This window comes from Arthrobacter sp. SLBN-112, from assembly GCF_006715225.1.
Classification (GTDB): domain Bacteria; phylum Actinomycetota; class Actinomycetes; order Actinomycetales; family Micrococcaceae; genus Arthrobacter.
Genome location: NZ_VFMU01000001.1, coordinates 1,930,461 through 1,950,127 on the forward strand (window position 1 = coordinate 1,930,461; position 19,667 = coordinate 1,950,127).

Annotated in this window: 19 protein-coding genes; 9 read left to right on the plus strand and 10 right to left on the minus strand. The window is 66.9% G+C overall.

The features are described from left to right. Nucleotides 1–31: 31 nt before the first annotated feature. Nucleotides 32–1,519 carry a threonine/serine ThrE exporter family protein gene (locus tag FBY33_RS09025; protein ID WP_142030277.1) on the plus strand — a complete coding sequence of 496 codons (1,488 nt, stop codon included), beginning with the start codon at nt 32–34 and terminating at the stop codon, nt 1,517–1,519. An 18-nt stretch (nt 1,520–1,537) separates the two neighbouring features. Here the strand turns inward: FBY33_RS09025 and FBY33_RS09030 are convergent, their stop codons facing one another. Both FBY33_RS09030 and FBY33_RS09035 read right to left on the minus strand, forming a co-directional pair. After that, nucleotides 1,538–2,377 carry a siderophore-interacting protein gene (locus tag FBY33_RS09030; protein ID WP_142030278.1) on the minus strand — a complete coding sequence of 280 codons (840 nt, stop codon included), beginning with the start codon at nt 2,375–2,377 and terminating at the stop codon, nt 1,538–1,540. Between the two features lie 14 nt (nt 2,378–2,391). Then, nucleotides 2,392–3,162 carry a uracil-DNA glycosylase gene (locus FBY33_RS09035; RefSeq protein ID WP_142030279.1) on the minus strand — a complete coding sequence of 257 codons (771 nt, stop codon included), beginning with the start codon at nt 3,160–3,162 and terminating at the stop codon, nt 2,392–2,394. 154 nt (nt 3,163–3,316) lie between these two features. Between FBY33_RS09035 and FBY33_RS09040 the strand changes: the two genes are divergently transcribed. From FBY33_RS09040 to groL, 5 genes are all read left to right on the plus strand, one after another. Then, entirely contained in the window at nt 3,317–3,646 is a 330-nt protein-coding gene (locus tag FBY33_RS09040; RefSeq protein WP_142030280.1) for a DUF3263 domain-containing protein, read from the plus strand. A 51-nt stretch (nt 3,647–3,697) separates the two neighbouring features. Further along, nucleotides 3,698–4,336 (plus strand): LytR C-terminal domain-containing protein, encoded by a 639-nt coding sequence (locus tag FBY33_RS09045; RefSeq protein WP_142030281.1) that lies wholly within the window; start codon nt 3,698–3,700, stop codon nt 4,334–4,336. A 165-nt stretch (nt 4,337–4,501) separates the two neighbouring features. Then, nucleotides 4,502–4,708: a cold-shock protein gene (locus tag FBY33_RS09050; protein WP_142030282.1), complete on the plus strand. Its 207-nt coding sequence runs from the start codon at nt 4,502–4,504 to the stop codon at nt 4,706–4,708. Then, nucleotides 4,705–5,988, plus strand: coding sequence for an ABC transporter substrate-binding protein (locus FBY33_RS09055; RefSeq protein WP_442858326.1), 1,284 nt, complete (start codon nt 4,705–4,707; stop codon nt 5,986–5,988). The genes FBY33_RS09050 and FBY33_RS09055 overlap by 4 nt, the downstream gene beginning before the upstream one ends. Before the next feature lie 290 nt (nt 5,989–6,278). Continuing rightward, on the plus strand, nt 6,279–7,913 hold the full coding sequence (groL, locus tag FBY33_RS09060) for a chaperonin GroEL (protein WP_142030283.1): 1,635 nt from the start codon (nt 6,279–6,281) through the stop codon (nt 7,911–7,913). Between the two features lie 82 nt (nt 7,914–7,995). Here groL and FBY33_RS09065 read toward each other — a convergent pair whose 3' ends face one another. Next, nucleotides 7,996–9,306, minus strand: coding sequence for an ABC transporter substrate-binding protein (locus FBY33_RS09065; protein ID WP_142030284.1), 1,311 nt, complete (start codon nt 9,304–9,306; stop codon nt 7,996–7,998). A gap of 301 nt (nt 9,307–9,607) precedes the next feature. On the opposite strand from FBY33_RS09065, the gene FBY33_RS09070 reads away from it, so the two are divergent. Continuing rightward, nucleotides 9,608–10,687 carry a ribonuclease HI family protein gene (locus FBY33_RS09070; protein ID WP_142030285.1) on the plus strand — a complete coding sequence of 360 codons (1,080 nt, stop codon included), beginning with the start codon at nt 9,608–9,610 and terminating at the stop codon, nt 10,685–10,687. Nucleotides 10,688–10,713: 26 nt separating this feature from the next. Here FBY33_RS09070 and FBY33_RS09075 read toward each other — a convergent pair whose 3' ends face one another. The 4 genes from FBY33_RS09075 to FBY33_RS09090 all read right to left on the minus strand — a co-directional run bounded on the left by FBY33_RS09075 (nt 10,714) and on the right by FBY33_RS09090 (nt 13,892). Then, nucleotides 10,714–11,001, minus strand: coding sequence for a WXG100 family type VII secretion target (locus FBY33_RS09075; RefSeq protein ID WP_142030286.1), 288 nt, complete (start codon nt 10,999–11,001; stop codon nt 10,714–10,716). A gap of 104 nt (nt 11,002–11,105) precedes the next feature. Further along, nucleotides 11,106–12,605: a sensor histidine kinase gene (locus tag FBY33_RS09080; RefSeq protein WP_235010496.1), complete on the minus strand. Its 1,500-nt coding sequence runs from the start codon at nt 12,603–12,605 to the stop codon at nt 11,106–11,108. A gap of 2 nt (nt 12,606–12,607) precedes the next feature. Beyond that, complete coding sequence (locus tag FBY33_RS09085; RefSeq protein ID WP_056331118.1) at nt 12,608–13,318, minus strand: response regulator transcription factor; 711 nt, start codon at nt 13,316–13,318, stop codon at nt 12,608–12,610. A gap of 73 nt (nt 13,319–13,391) precedes the next feature. Next, the gene (locus FBY33_RS09090; protein WP_142030287.1) at nt 13,392–13,892 is read right to left on the minus strand and encodes a DUF427 domain-containing protein; all 501 of its coding nucleotides are present in this window, start codon (nt 13,890–13,892) and stop codon (nt 13,392–13,394) included. Between the two features lie 252 nt (nt 13,893–14,144). Between FBY33_RS09090 and FBY33_RS09095 the strand changes: the two genes are divergently transcribed. Both FBY33_RS09095 and FBY33_RS09100 read left to right on the plus strand, forming a co-directional pair. Beyond that, complete coding sequence (locus tag FBY33_RS09095; RefSeq protein WP_142030288.1) at nt 14,145–14,402, plus strand: hypothetical protein; 258 nt, start codon at nt 14,145–14,147, stop codon at nt 14,400–14,402. A 5-nt stretch (nt 14,403–14,407) separates the two neighbouring features. Then, the gene (locus tag FBY33_RS09100; RefSeq protein WP_142030289.1) at nt 14,408–15,277 is read left to right on the plus strand and encodes an FHA domain-containing protein; all 870 of its coding nucleotides are present in this window, start codon (nt 14,408–14,410) and stop codon (nt 15,275–15,277) included. A gap of 16 nt (nt 15,278–15,293) precedes the next feature. Here FBY33_RS09100 and FBY33_RS09105 read toward each other — a convergent pair whose 3' ends face one another. Genes FBY33_RS09105 through FBY33_RS09115 form a run of 3 tightly spaced genes read right to left on the minus strand, consistent with a single transcriptional unit; the run spans nt 15,294 to nt 19,665 of the window. Then, entirely contained in the window at nt 15,294–16,940 is a 1,647-nt protein-coding gene (locus FBY33_RS09105; protein ID WP_142030290.1) for a DNA repair helicase XPB, read from the minus strand. 12 nt (nt 16,941–16,952) lie between these two features. Beyond that, entirely contained in the window at nt 16,953–19,421 is a 2,469-nt protein-coding gene (locus FBY33_RS09110) for a helicase-associated domain-containing protein (RefSeq protein ID WP_142030291.1), read from the minus strand. Nucleotides 19,422–19,431: 10 nt separating this feature from the next. After that, nucleotides 19,432–19,665 (minus strand): hypothetical protein, encoded by a 234-nt coding sequence (locus FBY33_RS09115; RefSeq protein WP_142030292.1) that lies wholly within the window; start codon nt 19,663–19,665, stop codon nt 19,432–19,434. Between the last annotated feature and the right edge of the window lie 2 nt (nt 19,666–19,667).

The window sequence follows — 19,667 nt, forward strand, 5'->3', positions numbered from 1 at the left end:
TCCATAAACCGCGTCCAGGGAGGAAACGGGCATGACTGACCGGCCCGCACGGCCAGGGCACAGGCCGAAGACTGACGGCCTGCCCAAGACTGAACCGCTGACCCCTGCGCAGCTTCGACAGGATGCTGCCGCCAAGAGGATGCTGCGCCGCCTGGTGCAGGGGGAGAACCCGCCAACGGCACCGTTGAGCATCGTGGACCGGCTGGCGGGCAGCCCGTACGCCAACCCCACGATCCAGGTGGGCGGCGTGGACACGTCCGCCCGGAAGACCCTGGACTTTGCCCTGCACCTGGCCGAGACCATGTTCCGGTACGGTGCGGGCGCCCTGGAGGTGGAAACCAGCATCATCGCCGTCACCGCGGCACTGGGGCTGAAGAACATCGAAGTGGACATCACCAACCAGTCGGTGGGCATCAATTACGCGCCCAAGGACCAGACGCCCATCGCCTTGCTGCGTGTGGTGCGGTCCTGGACCAACAACTATGCGGGCCTGGCCAAGGTGCACCAGCTGGTCACGGACATCGTGGCCGGCGGCGTGGGCCGTGACGAAGCGATCCGCCGGCTCAACGAGGCCATCACCAGCCCCAAACCGTACCCGCGCTGGATGGTCACGGTGGCGTTCGGCATCTTCGCCGCCGTCTTCGTCGGCGTGCTGGGCGGCGGTCCCGTCTCCTCGGCAGTGGCGTTCGCGGCCAATATCGGCATCAGCCTGCTGGCCCGGCAACTCGGGCGCTGGCGGGTGCCGGACTTCTTCATCACCGCCAGTTGCTCCTTCGTGGTCACCATGCTGGCGCTGCTGCTGTGGCAGTTCGGGCTCACCGCGTCGCCGTCCATCGTGGTGGTGGGCGGCATCCTGCTGCTCCTGCCCACCGGCCGCCTGGTGTCCTCGGTGCAGGACGCCATCAACGGCTTCCCGGTGACGGCGGCCGGACGGTTCCTGTCCACCCTGCTGACGTTCGGCGCGATCGTTGCAGGAATTGCTGTGGCCTTCGTGGTGGGGGAGCTGACCGGGCTGCAGCGCATCGACGTCACGCAGACCTTCCCGCCCGCCTACGATCTGTGGGTCCTCATCATCTTCGTGGCCGCCGCCGTGATCGCCATCGGCATCACGGAACAGACCACCTGGAAGCTCCTGCTCCCCACGGCAGGCGTCGGCGTGGCGGGCTACCTTGTGCTGCTCGGCTGCGGCCTGCTCGGCATCGGCGACCGTTTCGCCCCCGCCATGGCCGCCGTCGTCATTGGCCTGCTGGCCAGGGTGGTGGCGCTGCGCATGGGGGCGCCCCAGCTGGTGGTGGCAGTCCCCGCAGCCCTTATCCTGCTGCCGGGCCTCACAATATTCCGGTCCATGTATGTCTTGACCGTCGAGGAGTCCGAAATCCTGGCCGGCGCGGGAGGAATGCTCAGTGCCGGGGCCATCGTGCTGGGAACGGCCGGCGGGATCGTCCTGGGCGACGTGCTGGCCCGTCCGCTGACCCGCAGCCTGGCGAGCAATGAGCGGCGCCGGGCCCGCCGCCGTTAGCCTGCCGCCGCCGGTCCCCTAGATCTGGCCGACGGGGAGCTTCTTCTCGGCCTGGAATACATCCTCCACCCGGCCCTGCGCCCAGTACCCGGAGAGGGACACCTGCCGGCGCTCCAGGCCGCGCTGCTTGAAGAAGACCTCGCGGAGGGACTTCATGTAGCCGCGTTCGCCATGCGCAAACACATCCACAGTGCCGCCGGGCCACTCGGCCTCCGCCACTGCCTTGACCAGCAGGTCGCTGGAACCTGCCGGAGCGCCGTTGCGGGCCAGCCAGGTGATGTCCAGCCCGGCGGGAGCGGAGATGGGCTGGATGTCGGCCTCGGAACCAACCTCAAGGAAGGCAAGGCCCGTTGCGTCTGCCGGCAGCGCCTCGATGCATGCGGCGATGGCCGGCAGCGCCGCTTCATCTCCGGCGAACAGGTACCAGTCGGCGTCAGGGTTGGGGTTGTAGGCGCCGCCGGGGCCCGTGAATGTGAGGGTCTCGCCAGACTGGGCCGCGGCCGCCCAGGGACCCGCCAGGCCTTCGTCCCCATGGACTACAAAGTCAATGGCAAGCTCCCGGGCCTCCGGATCAACCCACCGCAGCGTGTAGGTGCGGGTGAACGGCCACTGTTCGCGCGGCATCGTTTCCCGGACAGCCCACAGGTCCAGCGGGGAGGGGTAATCCACGCCGGGCTGGGGGAAGACGATTTTCACGTACCTGTCCACGAAGCCGTTGTTGGTGAAGTCGCTGAAGCCCTCTCCGCCGGCCACGATCCGGACCATGTGCGGGGACAGTTGTTCCTTGCGCAGCACGGTCAGGTTGACCTGGGGGCGGCTCTTCTTCGTGGCGCTGGTGGCGGCAGGGACGGTGCTCATAAGGCAAGCCTAAGCTAGGGCGACGGCGGGAGCTCCCAGGTTACGGCCGGCGCACCTTGTTCATACAGCAGTTGGTTGACGCGGCTGAACGGCCGGGAGCCAAAGAACCCGCGGGAGGCGGACAGCGGGCTTGGGTGGGGGCTGCTGACGGCGGGGGCGCCGGCCAGGAGCGGCCTGACGCCCTCGGCCTCCTTGCCCCACAACACCGCCACCAGGGGCTTCCTGGACCCGTCCGCGGCCCGGCGGTTGGCGAGCGCGGTGACTGCCGCCGTCGTAATCTCTTCCCAGCCCTTGCCCCGGTGGGAACCCGCCGAGCCTGCCCTGACAGTGAGCACGCGGTTCAGGAGCAGCACGCCCTGCTCCGTCCACGCCGACAGGTCGCCGTGGGCACGGGGTGGAACTCCCAGGTCAGATTCGAGTTCGCGGTAGATGTTTACCAGGCTGCGGGGGAGGGGGCGCGTGCGCGGGTCGACGGAAAACGACAGACCCACGGCGTGCCCCGGGGTGGGGTAGGGGTCCTGCCCCACAATGAGGACCTTGACCCCGTCCAACGGCTGGCGGAAGGCGCGCAGGACGTTCGACGGCGGCGGCAGGAGTTGGTGCCCGGCCGCCTCTTCGGCGGCAAGGAAGGCCAGGACCGACCGGAGCTTGCCCTCCACGCCCTGCAGGGCCGCTGCCCAGTCAGGAGCCATCAGCTCTGCCAGAGGCAGGGCAGCCAGGTCGGCGAAGCGGGTTCCGTCCGCCGGGTCCTGCTCCAGCTCGAAGAGTGCGTCTGATTCAAACATCGGTCCATTCTTGCAGGTGCCCTCCTTGCAGGCATGCGGCTGAAGCCCTCCCGTCGGCCCCACCGGCAGGCAGCGCCCGCGCAAATGACACCCGTGTTATTCGACCGGTAGCATGGGGGTAAGACATTTACCGTAACCAGCGAAGGAGTGTGCCGTGGCGGAACCCGCCCGGGAAGACCTGCCGGAGCAGGATCCACGGAAGTCCCTCCTGGCGGATTTCACCCTCCGTGAGTCCTCCCTCTCCGAGCGGGAACAGCAGATGCTGGCCCTGGAACGGCAGTGGTGGAAGTACGCGGGGGCCAAGGAACAGGCCATCCGCGATCTGTTCGACCTCTCCGCGACGCATTACTACCAGCTCCTCAACGCTCTGATCGACCGGGAGGATGCCCTGGCCCACGATCCCATGCTGGTGAAGAGATTGCGTAGACTACGTACGTCGCGCCACCGCGCGCGCACTGCCCGGCGCCTGGGATCAGAGGCTTAACACGCCCCAGGCCGGGACAACCGCCGCAATCAACAAGGATGTCCTTCCACCATGACCAGATACGCCCGCGATGAATTCGACAAGGTCCCGGAGGCCGCGTCGCGACAAGGTGTCCACCGGACGGCCTCGGCCCCGTCCCGGGTGCGCCTCTGGCCCATCCTGGCGGTGGGAATGGCGGCCCTGGCCATTGGGCTGGTGTCCTTCCTGATCCTTCCCAAACTAGGGCTCAATGCCACGGTGAGCCAGGCATCGGCAAACGTGGAGTCAGCTCCCCTGGCCGGCACCGGAACCACGCCCTCGGCCACCCAGGCATCCGCTCCTCCTGCTGCGCCGGCGGCGTCTGCTTCGTCCGTGCCAACCCCGAGCAATGAACCCGAGCCCCAGGCGAGCCCTTCTGCCGCCCCGCAGGCCGTCGTCGACAGGACCCAGGCAGTTGCCGTCTACAACGCCGCAGGCACGGCGGGCCTGGCCAGCCGGGTCGGCGGAACAGTCCAGGCTGACGGGTGGCGCCTGGGCCAGGTGGGGAACTGGTCCGGCGCCCCACAGAAATCCTCCGTGATCTTCTACTCCGGCCCCCAGCAGCTGGCCAGCGCGCAGGCGCTTGCTGAGCTGCTCAATATCCCCACCGTGGTGAGCAGCACCGAATTCCAGGGGCCGCTGGTGGTAGTGCTGGGCCCCGGATACCAGTAGCCGCCCCGCTCCAGTCACGCCTGCATAACGTTCCTGGTCCCGGGCGGGCCCCTGTCAGCGTGGGCCCGCGGGGATTGGCTAGAGTGATTTCCAGGCCAGGGCCGGCCCGGCTTTGCGCCCCACGGTCCGGTCCCGCCCGGCCCCCAACGGAAAGAGTTGTTCATCATGGCACTGGGAACCGTCAAGTGGTTCAACGCTGAGAAGGGCTATGGCTTCATCACCGTTGACGGCTCCGGTGACGACGTCTTTGTCCACTGGTCCGCGATCCAGGGGGAGGGCTACCGCGCCCTCGATGAGGGGCAGCGGGTGCAGCTGGACCTCGGCGAGGGCGAAAAGGGCCCCCAGGCGGAAAACGTCCGGCCCGCCCAGTGACGCCGTTGTACCGTTCCACTGTCCGCGTCCGCCCGGCGCTGGCCGTTTCCCTGGGAGCCGTCCTGGCGGTCACGGCATGTTCGGGGGCCGGCGGCAACGCCAGGGTGGACACAGCGGAAGCCTCCGGAGACGGTGTGCTCCGGGTGGGCCTGATCCTGGACAACACCGGCAACAACGCCTTCCTTAATGCTCCCCAGATGGCCGCCGCCAAGCTGGCCATCCAGGAGATCAACGCCGCCGGCGGACACAAAGGACGGCCGGTGGAGCTGCTCCCGGCGCATCCGGACCGGGAAGCCGCAGGGCAGGCGGATGACCTGGCGGCCGCCAAAGCGGATGTGGTCATTGGACCGACGGATTCCAGCCACGCGACCGCCGCTGTGGACGTCCTGTCCCGCGCGCGCATACCCCTCATCTCGCCGGCCAACACCGCTGCCGCCCTCTCCGGAATCGCCAGCGGAGGCTACTACTTCCGCACTGCTGCGGCCGACGTCGCACAAGGGCCCGTGCTCGCCAAACTTGCCAGGGACGGCGGGGCGGCCACCATCAGCGTGCTGCACCAGGAAGGCGCCTACGGCAAGGACCTCTCGGCTGCCGTCACGGAGGCTGCCCAACAATCGGGCCTCACGGTCCTGCCCGGGGCGGGCTTCAAGCCAGGCGACGCCGCCCAGGCCGCACGCTCCACCGCCAAGGCCAACCCGGACGCCGTCGTCCTCATTGCCCGGGAAGGTGCGCAGGCGGCCTTGGCCGAGCTGAATAATTCCGGCCTCAAGGGTTCGAGAATCATCCTCAGCGACGGCGGCTTCGCCCGCTACGGATCCGGGCTCGCCTCCCGGGTCCTGGACGGAGCCCGCGCCGTCGTCCCCGGCCAGCTGCCCACTGCCGCCTTTCAGGGAAGACTCCTGGGCGTGGATCCTTCCCTGAAGGACGTTTCCTATGCTGCTGAAACCTACGACGCCGTAACGCTCGCGGCCCTGGCTGCTGCCAGGGCCCAGGACGACGCGGGGCGCTCGATCGCCGCCAACCTGATCCCGGTATCGGGAGGAACTGCACCTGCGGGCAGTGGCAGTGCAGGTGCATCGCCGCCGGCCCCATGCCTGACATACAAGGAGTGCCTGGGCGGGCTGGCTGCCAGCAAGGACATCAATTACGACGGCGAATCGGGGCCAGTTGCCTTCGATTCCAACGGGGATATCACCAGCGCCGTTTTCTCCGTCTATAAATACGGCCCGGACAACAACCCCAGCCCCACAGGCCGGGAGACGGCCGGACGCGCCAGCTGATCGCCCTGGGCGAAGCGGCTCCCTTCACCCGTCCCTGCGGCGTCTTTTCGCTTGCACTCTCACCTGGGGAGTGCTAATTATTGAGTTAGCACTCTGACGTACCGACTGCTAAAGCAAAGCCTGGTTCCGGCCGGCAGCGCCTGGCACCGGTCGAGGAGCGAAAGAAACACCTCACTTCAGTGAGATCCCCACCCGGAGGCATACAGAGGCCGCCGTCAAAGGATCGTCCGTCGCGGGCACTGCAGCGGAGGTTCATTCTTAACGACTGTCCCGAAAGGACTACTGCCGTTATGGCCAAGATCATTGCATTTGATGAAGAGGCACGCCGCGGCCTTGAGCGTGGCCTGAACATCCTCGCCGACGCCGTTAAGGTCACCCTCGGCCCGCGTGGACGCAACGTCGTCCTCGAAAAGAAGTGGGGCGCCCCCACGATCACCAACGATGGTGTTTCCATCGCCAAGGAGATCGAGCTGGACGATCCTTACGAGAAGATCGGCGCCGAGCTGGTCAAGGAAGTTGCCAAGAAGACCGACGACGTTGCCGGTGACGGCACCACCACGGCTACCGTGCTGGCACAGGCCCTGGTCAAGGAAGGCCTGCGCAACGTTGCCGCCGGCGCCGACCCGCTGTCCCTCAAGCGCGGCATCGAGAAGGCCGTTGACGCCGTCACCGCCGAGCTGCTGAACTCCGCCAAGGAAATCGAAACCAAGGAAGAGATCGCGGCCACCGCCTCCATCTCCGCCGGTGACGACGAGATTGGTGCGCTCATCGCCGAAGCCCTGGACAAGGTGGGCAAGGAAGGCGTCATCACGGTCGAGGAGTCCAACACCTTCGGCCTGGAACTCGAGCTCACCGAAGGCATGCGCTTCGACAAGGGCTACATTTCGGCCTATTTCGTCACCGACACCGAGCGCCAGGAAACGGTCCTCGAGGATCCGTACATCCTGATCGTCAACTCCAAGATCTCCAACGTCAAGGAACTGGTTGCTGTCCTGGAAAAGGTCATGCAGTCCAACAAGCCGCTGCTGATCATCGCCGAGGACATCGAGGGCGAGGCCCTGGCCACCCTGATCGTCAACAAGATCCGTGGCACGTTCAAGTCCGTCGCCGTCAAGGCTCCGGGCTTCGGTGACCGCCGCAAGGCCCAGCTGGCCGACATCGCCGTCCTCACCGGCGGCCAGGTCATTTCCGAAGAGGTTGGACTCAAGCTGGAGAACGCCGGCCTGGAGCTCCTGGGCCAGGCCCGCAAGGTTGTTGTCACCAAGGACGAGACCACCATCGTCGAAGGTGCCGGCGACGCCGACCAGATTGCAGGCCGCGTTTCCCAGATCCGCGCCGAGATCGAGAACTCGGACTCCGACTACGACCGCGAGAAGCTGCAGGAACGCCTGGCCAAGCTGGCCGGCGGCGTTGCAGTCATCAAGGCCGGTGCCGCCACCGAGGTTGAGCTCAAGGAACGCAAGCACCGCATCGAGGACGCAGTCCGCAATGCCAAGGCTGCAGTTGAAGAAGGCATCGTTGCCGGTGGCGGCGTGGCCCTGATCCAGGCCGGCGCCAAGGCGTTCGCCAACCTTCAGCTGTCCGGCGACGAAGCAACCGGCGCCAACATCGTCCGTGTTGCCATCGACGCTCCGCTGAAGCAGATCGCCTTCAACGCTGGCCTCGAGCCCGGCGTGGTTGTGGACAAGGTTCGCGGCCTCCCCGCAGGCCACGGCCTCAACGCAGCAACCGGCGAGTACGTCGACCTGCTGGCTGCCGGCGTCAACGATCCCGTCAAGGTAACCCGCTCTGCCCTGCAGAACGCAGCTTCCATCGCCGGCCTGTTCCTCACCACCGAAGCAGTGGTGGCTGACAAGCCGGAGAAGAACGCTGCCCCCGCAGGCGGAGACGACATGGGCGGCATGGGCGGCATGGGCGGCTTCTAAGCCTTCCTGCCGGGACCTGTCCCGCTAAACAAAATGCGGCCCCCTCGTTCGCGAGGGGGCCGCATTCTTGTGTCCGGTGGAATTACTTCCGGGCCGAGTCCAGCATTCCCTGGACTTCCTTCTTGAAGGCTTCGGACGCAGCCTGCGGAGTCATCCGGTCATACAGCACTTCATCCGTGTACCGCTTGATGACGTTCTGGACGCTGCCAGCACCCACCGGCGGAACCGGCGGTGCCTCCTTGATGTCCGGCCCCAGGTCCTTCAGGAATCCAACCACGGTGGTGTCGGCCGGCTTGAGCGAGGGCGCTATGTCCGCGACAATCTCACCGTTGGTGGGGACACCCCTGTCCGTCATCAGGATGGCACCGGCTTCAGGGCTGTTGGTGAGGTAGTTGATGAACTCGGCGGCCTGCTGGGGATGCTTTGAGCGGGAGGAAGCAGACCAGAACATGCTGGGCTTGTAGTACATGCCGTTGCCGGCCGAGGTGCCGTCGACGCTGGGGGCCCGCAGCATCTTGATGCTGCTGCCGGTGGTGGCTTGAAGCGAACCAAGCTGGTTGGTCCACCACCACGCCATGCCCACCCGGTTCGTTCCGAACAGGCTTTCCTCCAGGCCGGCGCCTGCGTCCTCGGTGGCCACGGTGGCGGGCGGGCTGGCCTTGGAGTCGCGTTGTTCCTTGAGCCGTTCCCAGAAGGATGCCGCAGTAGCGGTCTCAAAGTCGAGCTTGCCGTCCGCCGAGTACAGGTTTTCCCCGTGCTGGCGGAGCCAGATGATCAGGTCTGCTTCGTTGCTGCCATAAGCGGCCCCGTAGCTCTTTCCGTCTCCGGCGGCGCTGATCTTCGCTGCCGTCTGCATGAAGTCTTTCCAGGTCCATGTCTTGTCGTCCGGAACAGGCACTCCAGCGTCCTGGAACACCTTGGTGTTGGCCATGATGACGTAGGCGTTCTGGCCTGTGCTCAGGCCGTACTGGGCGCCGTCGTACTGGCCGGAGGCCAGTGCTTCCTTGTCGAGTTTTGAGGTATCGATGCCGTTCTGCTTGGACAGGTCCAGCAGCGCTCCGCGGCCGCCGTACTCGGCGATGTATTTCTGGTCCATCTGGATGACGTCCGGCGCATCATTGGCGGCAGTTTTCGTTGCGAGCTTGTCCCAGTAGCTGGACCATTCGCCCGGTTCCGCCTTGATCTTGATGTTGGGGTGCGATGCTTCAAAGGCCGCGATGACCTTGTCCGTCTGTGAGTTCAGGTATTCATTTCCCCACCAGGCGAACCGCAGGGTGACCTGGCCGTTGTCGCCTGACCCGCCGGGGGCTCCGCAGCCGGTGGCCAGGATGGAGAGGGCCAGTGCGGCGGCACCCAGCTGGAAGCGGCGCCGGCTTACGACTGGAATCGTCATTGATGTTCCTTCCGGATTGGCTCCTCTTGGGCGGGGCAGCAAGGGTTGCTGACCGCTCCCGTGAGAAACCGCTTTCTTAACTAATACTGTGATTGTTTCGCGGGCCGCCGCTCGCGTCAAGAACTTTGGGTAAACGTTTTCCCGCGCTTTGCATGGCCATGCCTGTTTCGCGCTTTCCCCGCCCCCGACCTGGCCCCGCCATGCACGCGTGCCTGCCAAGCGCGCAACGGCAGGCTTGAGGGTTGAAGATGCTGCCCGCCAATGGCATTCCGTTGTCGGTGGCTTCTGGCAGGATGGATTGGTGACGATTACTGCAGCGGCTGATGGTTCAGCCTTGGGAAATCCCGGCCCGGCCGGTTGGGCCTGGTATGTGAATGACGATTGCTGGCGGGCCGGCGGCTGGCCGCACGGTACCAACAACCAGGGCGAGCTGATGGCTGTACTGGACCTCCTGCGCGCCACCGCACATCTGCCTGGGGAGGACCTGCGCATCCTTTGCGACAGCCAGTATGTCATCAACTCAATTACCAAGTGGATGCCGGGCTGGAAGCGCAAGGGTTGGCGCAAGGCTGATGGCAAGCCCGTCCTGAACGTGGAACTGTTGAAGGAACTTGACCGCGAACTGGCCGGCCGGACCTACACATTTGAGTGGGTCAAGGGCCATGCCGGCCATGAGCTGAACGAGGCCGCCGACGAACGGGCCAGGGCCGCGGCGACCGCGTACCAGCAGGGAGTGGCAGCAAGGTCCGGCCCCGGTTTCCCCGGCGGACACCATCCGGGCACACACCAAGCCGGTTCGGGGCGAAGCGCGAATGCCCATTCATCCTCGGGCAGGGAGCCGCAGCCCGCCACCCTGGACATCCCAGTTGCTGCGTCTGCCCGCCAGGCAACCGGACCCGGCGCCAGCGCACCTGCGGCGGGGGGCGGCCGGCCCCGGATTACCCCTGAACCGGTCACTGCCTTCGATGAACTTGACCTGTTCAGCGAACTGGACAGGGAGGCCCTCGAAGAGGCCGAGGCAACGCAGCAGGCCGGCTCCATCCCGCCCGAGGCGCTGGTGGAGGAGCTCGAACGCGAGCTGCTGGGCCCACTGGTCCGGGGGGATATTGGCCGGACCGCCGTCCTGCTGCACCCGGACTTCATGGAGATCGGCAGCTCTGGAAGGGTCTGGACCCGGGACGCCATGATGATGGCCCTCGAAGAGGACCCGGGGGAACGGACCGACATCGAGATCCTGGGCGCTGACCGCATCGGCGCCGGCGCCGTCCTCCTGACGTACCGGAGTTTCGCCCGCTCCGGCACCACGCTCCGCAGCTCTCTGTGGGTCCTGGATGGCGGCCGGTGGCGGCTGCGGTTCCATCAGGGAACGCCGGAAGCCTAAGGTCCCCGCCAGGCAGGACCGGATTGTCAGCTGAACCGCTGCGTGTTCCCCTGCTCGGCCTGGGCATACGTGGCGGCGGCAGAGGCCAGGGCCGCGTTGATGGATGCCAGCGACGCCTCCACCCGGCCTTGGGTGATGGTCCATTCGGTGACGAGCGCCTGGAAGCTGCTGGCCGCTGAACCGCGCCATGAACCCTGCAGTTCGTCGAGGCCGCGCTTCATTGTTTGCACATCCGCGCTGATCCGGTCGACGGTTGCCTGGACGTTGGCGGACTTCAGCTGCAGTAATTCAGTGTCGACGGAAATGATGCTCATGGCTGTCCCTTTCGAACGGCGGGCGGGAACGCCCGCGCCCGGCGGATCCGGGCTGCTGGAATGAGCCTACGGAGCAGGGGCAGGAGGCAGCCATGGGCGGCGGGTTATATGTGGATAACCGATCCGCCGCCACCGGCTTCGGCGGCAGCAGCGTCCTGCCCGTCCGCGCCGTCAATGCTTGGTGCGTCCTCACGCCGCGGAAGGCTGACCACCAGTGTGGCACCGCCGCCGTCGGTCCTTTCCACCCTTACCGACCCGCCATGTGATCCCACGATTGCCGCCACGATGGCGAGCCCAAGGCCGCTGCCGCCCGTTTCCCTGGTCCGGGAAGTGTCAGCCCGGTAGAAGCGTTCAAAAACCTTGGCTGCATCCTCTTCCGAAATGCCCGGCCCATGATCCCGCACTTCGATGACCGAGCGATCCCCGGCGTCGGTCCTGCGTACCCCGACGGCGAGTTCGATGGGGCTGCCTTCCGGGGAGTAGCGCAGGGCATTGCCCACGAGGTTGCCCACCACCTGGCGCAGCTTGGCCTCGTCCCCGAGCACCGGGGCCGGCGCCGCCGGTCCGCCGTCGAGCCCGGTGAGCGTGATCAGCCTGGACCGGTCACTGGCCTGGGTGTCAACCACGGCGTCGTGCGCAACCAGTTGAAGGTCCACCGGCTTCTGCTGCAGCGGCCGCTGTTCATCGAGGCGGGCCAGCAGGAGCAGGTCCTCCACCATGGAACCCATGCGCTTGGCTTCGCTTTCGATCCTGCCCATGGCCGTGGCCACGTCTTCGTCTGTGGCCAAGGCGCCATGGCGGTACAGCTCGGAGAATCCCCGGATGGTGACCAGGGGAGTGCGCAGCTCGTGGGATGCATCAGCGGCGAAGCGGCGCATCCGTGCTTCGGAGGCGGTCCGTGCAGCGAACGCGGTCTCGATGTGCGCCAGCATGGCATTCAGCGAACTGCTCAGCCTGCCAAGCTCGGTTGCCGGGTTTTCCACCTCCACACGGCGGGAGAGGTCACCGGCGGCAATCGCGGCCGCCGTTTTCTCCACGCGGGCCAGGGGCCGGAAGGACCGCGACACGGTCCAGCTGGCGATAAGCGAGGCCAGCAGCAGCGTCAACAGGCCCACGCCGGTAACCACCAGGGTGGCATGCTTGAGGACATCGTCCACGCTCTCCAGGGGCAGTCCGATGACCACCACGGCGGTGGTCTGGCCGTTCTGCACGGTTACGGCAACCACGCGCCAGTTTTCGCCGTCAGTCCCGCGGACCTGGAAGGGAGCCAGCCCGCGGGCCTGTGCCTGCTCCACGGTGATGGCGCTGATGTCGGGGTGGTCGGCGGGATCCCCGCCGAACGTGTACGGCTCCTCACCCGGGGCGAAGAGCATCAGCGAATAGTCGGTGGGAATGGAACTGGGCGCCTGCAGCTGGGTGAACGAGCGTTGTTTCCGGGCGGAGTCAACGGCGGCATTCAGCTTGTCGTCCACCTGGCCCTGGAGGTAGCTGTGCAGCAGCGTCAGCGTGACCGCCCCGGTTACCGTCAGGGCCACGATCAGCAGGGCCATGATCATGGCCACCAGCTGCGACCTGAGCGAGGCCGACTTCCACCGCTTAAGCAAGGTCAGCGCTTTTCGGCCGTCCGCAGGACGTAGCCCACGCCGCGCTTGGTCTGGATGAGGGCAGGCGCCTCCGGGTCGATGTCCACTTTCCGCCGGAGGTAGGAGATGTAGGACTCCACGATGGAGGCGTCGCCATTGAAGTTGTACTCCCAGACGTGGTCCAGGATCTGCGACTTGGACAGGACCCGGTTGGGGTTGAGCATGAGGTAGCGCAGCAGCTTGAATTCGGTGGGGGAGAGCTCGATGACCGTGCCTCCGCGCCGCACCTCGTGGGCGTCGTCGTCGAGTTCCAGGTCGTCGACCCGGATCACTGCATCATCGTCCAGGAGGGGCTGCGTCCGGCGGAGCACGGCGCGGATCCGGGCCACCACTTCGTCGAGGCTGAATGGCTTGGTCACGTAGTCGTCGCCGCCTACCGTAAGCCCGGTGACTTTGTCCTCGGTGTCGTCCTTCGCCGTGAGGAAGAGGACCGGGAAGTGCTTTCCGGAGGCACGGAGCCGGCGGGTGACGGTGAACCCGTCCATGTCCGGGAGCATGACGTCCAGTACGGCCAGGTCAGGGGCGTGGGTATCGGCTGCAGCCAGGGCGTCGCGCCCGTTGGCAGCGGAGACCACTTCAAAGCCGGCGAACCGCAATGAGGTGGAGAGGAGCTCACGGATGTTGGGTTCATCATCGACGACGAGCAGCCTGGCTTCTGGACCGTTCTTGTTCATGCTCCCATCATGCTCCCAGTGTCTGGGAGTTGTCTGGATATTCGTTGTGAACATGATGAGCGGGCGCCTGCCCTTACCAGTCCATTGTTCCCGGGTCTCCTTTGAAGGGCCCCACCACCCGGCTGGTGATCCAGCCCCCGTAGAAGCGGCCCGGCTGCGCACGCACCCGTTCGCCGTCCACTTCGCAGTAGTCCATCCTTCCCGGGTAGACGGCAACCCGGTCAGCGAGCACCTCAAACCCGGAGGCGGGCTGGGGATACGACCAGGCGGCGCCCTCCGCCTCTTTCCCGCCGCCGCGCACGGTCAGGTAATCCGCCGCACCCTTGAATTCGCAGAAGCTGCTGCCCGCAGCGGGCTCCAGCGCGCCGGCGACAAATGCCGACTGCCGGACGTAGTACACCGGTGGATGGCTGGTCTCAAGAACGCGGAGGGAATCGGTGGTGTCAAGGATGACCTCGCCGCCCAAAACGATGCGTACCCGTTCCGTGCTCGGTTCGATCCGCGGTGGACGGGGATAGTCCCAGACGGACTCCTGGCCGGGCCCGGGCACGTCGGGAATGATTCGTGGACTCATGCTTCCAGTGTGCGTCCGGGACCGCTGTTCCGCACGCCTCCGCACGCGGGAACCCAATTCGCGGCAAGAACGTTCCGCGCCCCGCGTCTTCCGCAGCCCTGCCCCCGGGAATACAGTGATGCTTGCCGGGCGGTCAAGCCGGCACCAGCGTTCCAACGGATCACCTGTTGCTGCCTGAACCTCTGCCGGTGACCTGCGCCAACCACGGTAGTTACCCGATTGTTCCTGGCCCATCGAAGGGGATAGACCATCATGACCGACCTGAGTGCTTCTGAAAACGCAACAGCCAACGAACGCAGCATCCGTGACTGGGCAGACCTTGCCGAGGAGATGTGGTCCTATCTCACCGGCAAAGGTGCTGCCATAAATTACCAGTTCATCGATATGACGGTGGAAGTTCCACGGGACATCGGCCCCGATGCGCCGCGTGCCACCTGGAAGCTCAACGGCAGCCTGCGCGTCACCACCAGTGACAGGGATGCCGCCGGGTCGGACGCGAACCGCGGCTGACGGCCATGCCGGAGTACCGTCTGGACCTTGATCTGGACTTCTCATACACGGATGGGGCCGGCGCTGTCACAACGGGCAGCGCCAAGGCTTCCGGGACCGAAGTGACGGTGTCCCTGGCGGGCCTGGCACCCTTGACCGGCGGTGGGCTTCCCTCCCTGGAGGAGATCAAACCGCTGGCAGAGCTGCTGGCCGGCAAGGGGGTCAGCATCACCGTGGCCGGCCCTGACGGAGACATCCTCAGCCTGGGCAAGGTGGACAGCCCTGCCTCACAGCGGCTGATTACGCGTTCGCCTCACATCAAGCTCGGGAAGCTCGGCTCCCTGCTGCCGCTGGTCCGGCAGGGCAGGCGGAAGCCCAAAGGCATGCCGCTGCTGCCGCCGTCCACACCCCTGCCGCTGGTGCCTACCGTCCAGCGGAAGATCAAGCGCCGCATCACCACCACCCATTACGCCAGGGGCGGTGGCCGGCCGCGGCTGATCTTTGTCCAGGACGCCGCGACCTGGACGGGACAGATCCCGCGGGAGGTAACCCTCACGGCAGACGTGACAACGATCGGGAGCGGTGCGGGGGCGGATGTCCGGCTGGACGGCCTGGAGGAGCTGCACGCCGAAATCAGGCACGACGGGCAGGACGAATACGTCCTGGTGCCGAACGGGCCCGTGAGCGGCAGCGTCTCCCGGACCGGACCATCTGTCCTGCGGACAGGGGCAAGGATCCAGATGGGGCAGTGGTGCCTGGCCTTCTTCCGGGAGGAGTTTGCGGACCACGGCCGTCCCTACGGCGGCCGCAGCGGCGGGGAGCTGGCCTACGAACGTCCGCAGCTCGACCCCAGGACAGGCACCATGGAGCGGGACAGCTCCGAGGGCGTGACGTGAGTGGCGTGCACGCTGGCTACTCCGCCGCGTGCACGTCCTTGGCGTCCATGATCCGGTAGGCATACCCCTGCTCGGCCAGGAACCGTTGGCGCTTGGCGGCGAAGTCCTGGTCCAGGGTGTCCCGTGCCACCAGTGAGTAGAAGCGCGCCGCCCGGCCGTCCTTCTTGGGCCGCAGCAGCCGCCCCAGCCTTTGCGCCTCCTCCTGCCGGGAGCCAAAGGAGCCGGAGACCTGAATGGCCACCGAGGCCTCCGGCAGGTCGATGGAGAAGTTGGCCACCTTGGACACCACAAGGGTCTGCAGTTCCCCGGCGCGGAACGCGTCAAAGAGTTTCTGCCGCACCTTGACGGAGGTATCGCCCTTGATCACCGGTGCCTGCAGGCGCTCGCCGAGGTCGTCCAGCTGGTCGATGTACTGGCCGATCACCAGCAGCTGCTCTCCGGCGTGCCGTGCCACCAGCTGCTCCACCACCTGCGTCTTGGATTCGGAGGTGGCGCACAACCGGTACTTGTCGGCGTCGTCGGCCATGGCGTAGGCAACGCGTTCGTCCTTTGGCAGGTCGACGCGGACCTCCACGCAGTCGGCCGGCGCGATGTAGCCCTGGGATTCGATGTCCTTCCAGGGCGCGTCGTACCGCTTGGGCCCGATCAGGCTGAACACCTCGCCTTCGCGCCCGTCTTCCCGCACCAGCGTGGCGGTCAGCCCAAGGCGGCGGCGGGCCTGGAGGTCGGCGGTCATCCTGAAGATCGGTGCCGGCAGCAGGTGGACCTCGTCGTAGATGATCAGTCCCCAGTCGTGGCCGTCCACCAGTTCCAGGTGGGGGTAGATGCCGCCGCGCTTGGTGGTCAGTACCTGGTAGGTGGCGATGGTCACCGGCCGGACCTCCTTCAGGGCCCCGGAGTATTCGCCCACTTCCTCCTCCGTGAGGGAGGTGCGCCGAAGCAGTTCGTCCTTCCACTGCCGGGCGGCGACGGTGTTGGTGACCAGGATCAGCGTGGTGGTGGACCCGGTGGCCATGGCGGCAGCCCCCACCAGCGTCTTGCCGGCGCCGCAGGGCAGCACCACTACGCCGCTGCCGCCCGCCCAGAAGTTCTCGCTGGCCAGGCGCTGGTAGGGCCGCAGTTCCCAGCCGTCCTCGTTGAGCGAGATCAGGTGCGGGGTGCCGTCCACATAGCCGGCCAGGTCCTCTGCCGGCCAGCCGAGCTTCAGCAGCAGCTGCTTGAGCTGCCCGCGCTGGGAGGCGTGCACAACCACCGTCTCGCCGTCGATCCTCGGGCCCAGCAGCGGCGCAATCTTCTTGGCACGGATCACTTCTTCCAGGACCGGATAGTCGTCCGTCCGCATCACCAGTCCGTGGCGCGGGTCCTTTTCGAGGCGCAGCCGGCCGTACCGCGACATGGTTTCCTCCACGTCGATCAGCAGCGAGTGCGGAACCGGAAAGCGCGAGTACTTCAGGAGCGCGTCCAGCACCTTTTCCGCGTCCAGCCCGGCGGCGCGCGCGTTCCACAGCCCCAACGGGGTCAGCCGGTAGCTGTGCATGTGCTCTGGGGCCCGCTCCAGCTCAGCGAACGGCGCGATGGCGTGCCGCGCTTCGGTGGCCAGCTCATGGTCCACCTCGAGGAGGATGGTTTTATCGCTTTGGACGATCAGGGGTCCGTCGGTCACGCGGGGAATCCTTTACTGGCGCAGTTCTTCTGCGGCCTCGATGTCGATGATGCGGTGGACGGACAGGACCCGTTCGGTGTCCTTGGCAGGATCGAACACGCGGACCCGGCCCCCGCTTACAGAGAGCGGAACAACAACTTCCAGGCTGGCATTCCCCAGGTTGTCCACCACGTTCATGTTGATCCGCTGCTTCAGCCGGATGGCCCGCTGCAGCGCTTCAAGCCCCAGCTGGGTGGCTGCCTCGCCGTCCGTGGCGCCGGAGTGGTGTCCGACGGCGGGGCCCGCCTGCCGCAGGACGTCCAGCTGGGCTTCAACCTCCTCCGCCGGCGGCGCGATTCCCGGAGCGGTGTACACGGGACGGGGGCTTTCCTGCGCGGCGGCAGGCCTGCGGAGGTGCGCAGGTTCGGCCCCGTCGACGGACGGGGACAGGCCCAGATTCTTGAGTACGGCGGCCAGTTCGCGCGGCGGTGCCGATGACGTCAGGACCGTGGGGGAAAGCCTGGCCAGGCCAAGCTGCGCCGCCTTGGGTCCCGCCAGCAACTCCCGAAGCGCGGCTTCATCATCGCTCTGGATAAAGCTTGCGGCCTGGCCCACGCGAAGGCTGCCGTGCCGCGAAGCAGTGTCCTCCACCAGGTACTCCAGCGGCTGGGGAACAGCGGTGGCCGAGTGTTCCCGCAGGAAAGCCAGCAGGCCGGCGGCGTCGTAGCCCTCGTCGAGTGCCCGCTTGATGGACGCCGCCGAAAACCGGTAGATGGTGGCCGGGCCCCGCCCCTCGGCATCGGCCATGACCAGGAGTTTTTCGGTCAGGGCGGGAGCGAGGTAGCCGGGGGCAACCGCGGTGAGGTCGGCCTGCAGCAGCACGTGGTTCAGGGCCGCCGGCAGGTGCTCGCCCAGGATGGCGAGGGCCGCATCGGGGTCGTCTTCGGCGAAAGCGCTCCCTAACTGGCTCAGGGCACACGATCCCACCAGGCCCAGCAGTTCCGCCTCGGCGAGGACCCCGCGGATGAGGGAACTGAACCGCCGGGCCATCCGCGGCTGTGACCACTCCGCACGCTCCAGGACCGCAGCGGCATCAAGGACGGGCACGGCGCCGTCCGGTCCTTCGGCTTCGAGCGTGAGTTCGTGCAGGATCTCCAGGATGCGCTTGCGGACCACGGGCGCGTCAGGTCGTTGCGCCCCGGCGGACAATGCCGCGATGGTGATTCCCGATGCGCCCCGGGACGTGCCCCCGGGCACCGTGTTCACGGGCTGGCCCACCATGGACGGCACGCGCTCGCTGGCCAGCCAGGCGTTCACCAGCCACAGCCATTGTTCCTGCCGTGGCAGCACCAGCCACTCCAGCTGCGGCGGCTGCATCCATGACGACGAGTCGACGTCGAGGCGGATCAGCCCCGCCAGCCCGCACAGCTCCAGCAACCGGCCAGCCGCGTCCTGGTCGATGCGCAGCAGGTCGGACAGGCGGCGCATCTCGCGGACCCCCACCCCGCCGCTGCGCAGCGTGGCCAGCGGGGTTTCCCTGACCGCATGCAACAGTTCGGAGACCAGCCGCAGGGTTTCCGAGATGGCGCTGAGCGCTGCGTTCCTGCGCAGCGCCGCGGTGGTCCGGCCCAGCTCCGGAACCGGGGGTGACAGGGTGAAGTCGTTGATGATCGCGCCGCCGCGCAGGGCCAGCCCAACGCTGTGCGGCAGCTCCACGTGGGCGGCGTCCAGCGGAACCAGCAGGCCGCGCGCAAGGAGCCAGTCAACGGGCCCGACGTCGGAACCCTCCGTGGTGACAGATGCCTTCCGTTGCGCCTGGGGGACGGCACCCATGGCCCAGTTGCGGAATCTGGCGAGCAGCGCCGTCGTCCGCTCCGGAGCGTTGGCGAGGATGTCCCGCAGCGCCTCGGGGGAGGAGGTCCAGTGCTGGAGCGCAAGGGCCGCCTCCATGGGCGTGGTGGCATCGTGGATGGCAAATCCGCTGCGGTGCAGCTCGGAGACCAGCTGGACCACCCGTTGGGCGAAGGCCGGCTGCAGGCGGACCAGCTCGGTGTAGCTGCGGCCCAATCCGGCGGGATAGATTCCCACCACATCCTTGAGGGAGCCGACGGGGAGATAGAAGTGTTGACCGGCAGCCTGGGGAGGGGTGCCGTGCGGGGGAACGGCAGGGTGCGCCAGGGCAAGTTCCTGCAGGGTGCCCATGATTTGTTCGATGACGGGCAGCGACGCGCCCCGGACCAGCTGGTGCAGGCCCTCCGCCGAGGCGCTGTGGCCGGTATCTGTATTGGTGCACAGATGGAGGGTCTCGAGGACCTGCATCTGCGGCCGGTTGAGCCGCTCCAGGGCGCGCTGCACGCTGACCCGCGAACTGGCCCGGGCCGCCAGTGCAGCGAAGTCCGGAACAGGCGGGGAAATGAGGTCCGGCCGCGCGGCGAACAACGCGCGCAACGAGTCGTTGCTGCGCGCTTCCAGGTCCTTGCCGAGCGCACGAATGAGGGACATCAGTTCAACGTTACCGCGGCTCCCGCTTCTCCGCCCGCCGCCGGGCGGCAACGCCGTCCAGGACCAGCAGGAGCATCAGGATGAAGGCCACCGGCAGGCCGTACAGGGCCGAGTAGGTGACCCATGCGGGGGCGACGGAGTTCGCGAAGGCCAGCGCCATGACCGTTCCCACAGCGACGAGGGAAAGCACGGCAATAACTGCGGCGAGGACCATCAATGGCCGCCGGTAACGCGATGGAGTCATGG

Coding starts and splice junctions, on each gene's coding strand:
- FBY33_RS09025 (WP_142030277.1), top strand. CDS start 32: ATGACTGACCGGCCCGCACGGCCAGGGCACAGGCCGAAGACTGACGGC.
- FBY33_RS09030 (WP_142030278.1), bottom strand. CDS start 2,377: ATGAGCACCGTCCCTGCCGCCACCAGCGCCACGAAGAAGAGCCGCCCC.
- FBY33_RS09035 (WP_142030279.1), bottom strand. CDS start 3,162: ATGTTTGAATCAGACGCACTCTTCGAGCTGGAGCAGGACCCGGCGGAC.
- FBY33_RS09045 (WP_142030281.1), top strand. CDS start 3,698: ATGACCAGATACGCCCGCGATGAATTCGACAAGGTCCCGGAGGCCGCG.
- FBY33_RS09050 (WP_142030282.1), top strand. CDS start 4,502: ATGGCACTGGGAACCGTCAAGTGGTTCAACGCTGAGAAGGGCTATGGC.
- groL (WP_142030283.1), top strand. CDS start 6,279: ATGGCCAAGATCATTGCATTTGATGAAGAGGCACGCCGCGGCCTTGAG.
- FBY33_RS09065 (WP_142030284.1), bottom strand. CDS start 9,306: ATGACGATTCCAGTCGTAAGCCGGCGCCGCTTCCAGCTGGGTGCCGCC.
- FBY33_RS09075 (WP_142030286.1), bottom strand. CDS start 11,001: ATGAGCATCATTTCCGTCGACACTGAATTACTGCAGCTGAAGTCCGCC.
- FBY33_RS09085 (WP_056331118.1), bottom strand. CDS start 13,318: ATGAACAAGAACGGTCCAGAAGCCAGGCTGCTCGTCGTCGATGATGAA.
- FBY33_RS09090 (WP_142030287.1), bottom strand. CDS start 13,892: ATGAGTCCACGAATCATTCCCGACGTGCCCGGGCCCGGCCAGGAGTCC.
- FBY33_RS09095 (WP_142030288.1), top strand. CDS start 14,145: ATGACCGACCTGAGTGCTTCTGAAAACGCAACAGCCAACGAACGCAGC.
- FBY33_RS09100 (WP_142030289.1), top strand. CDS start 14,408: ATGCCGGAGTACCGTCTGGACCTTGATCTGGACTTCTCATACACGGAT.
- FBY33_RS09110 (WP_142030291.1), bottom strand. CDS start 19,421: ATGTCCCTCATTCGTGCGCTCGGCAAGGACCTGGAAGCGCGCAGCAAC.
- FBY33_RS09115 (WP_142030292.1), bottom strand. CDS start 19,665: ATGACTCCATCGCGTTACCGGCGGCCATTGATGGTCCTCGCCGCAGTT.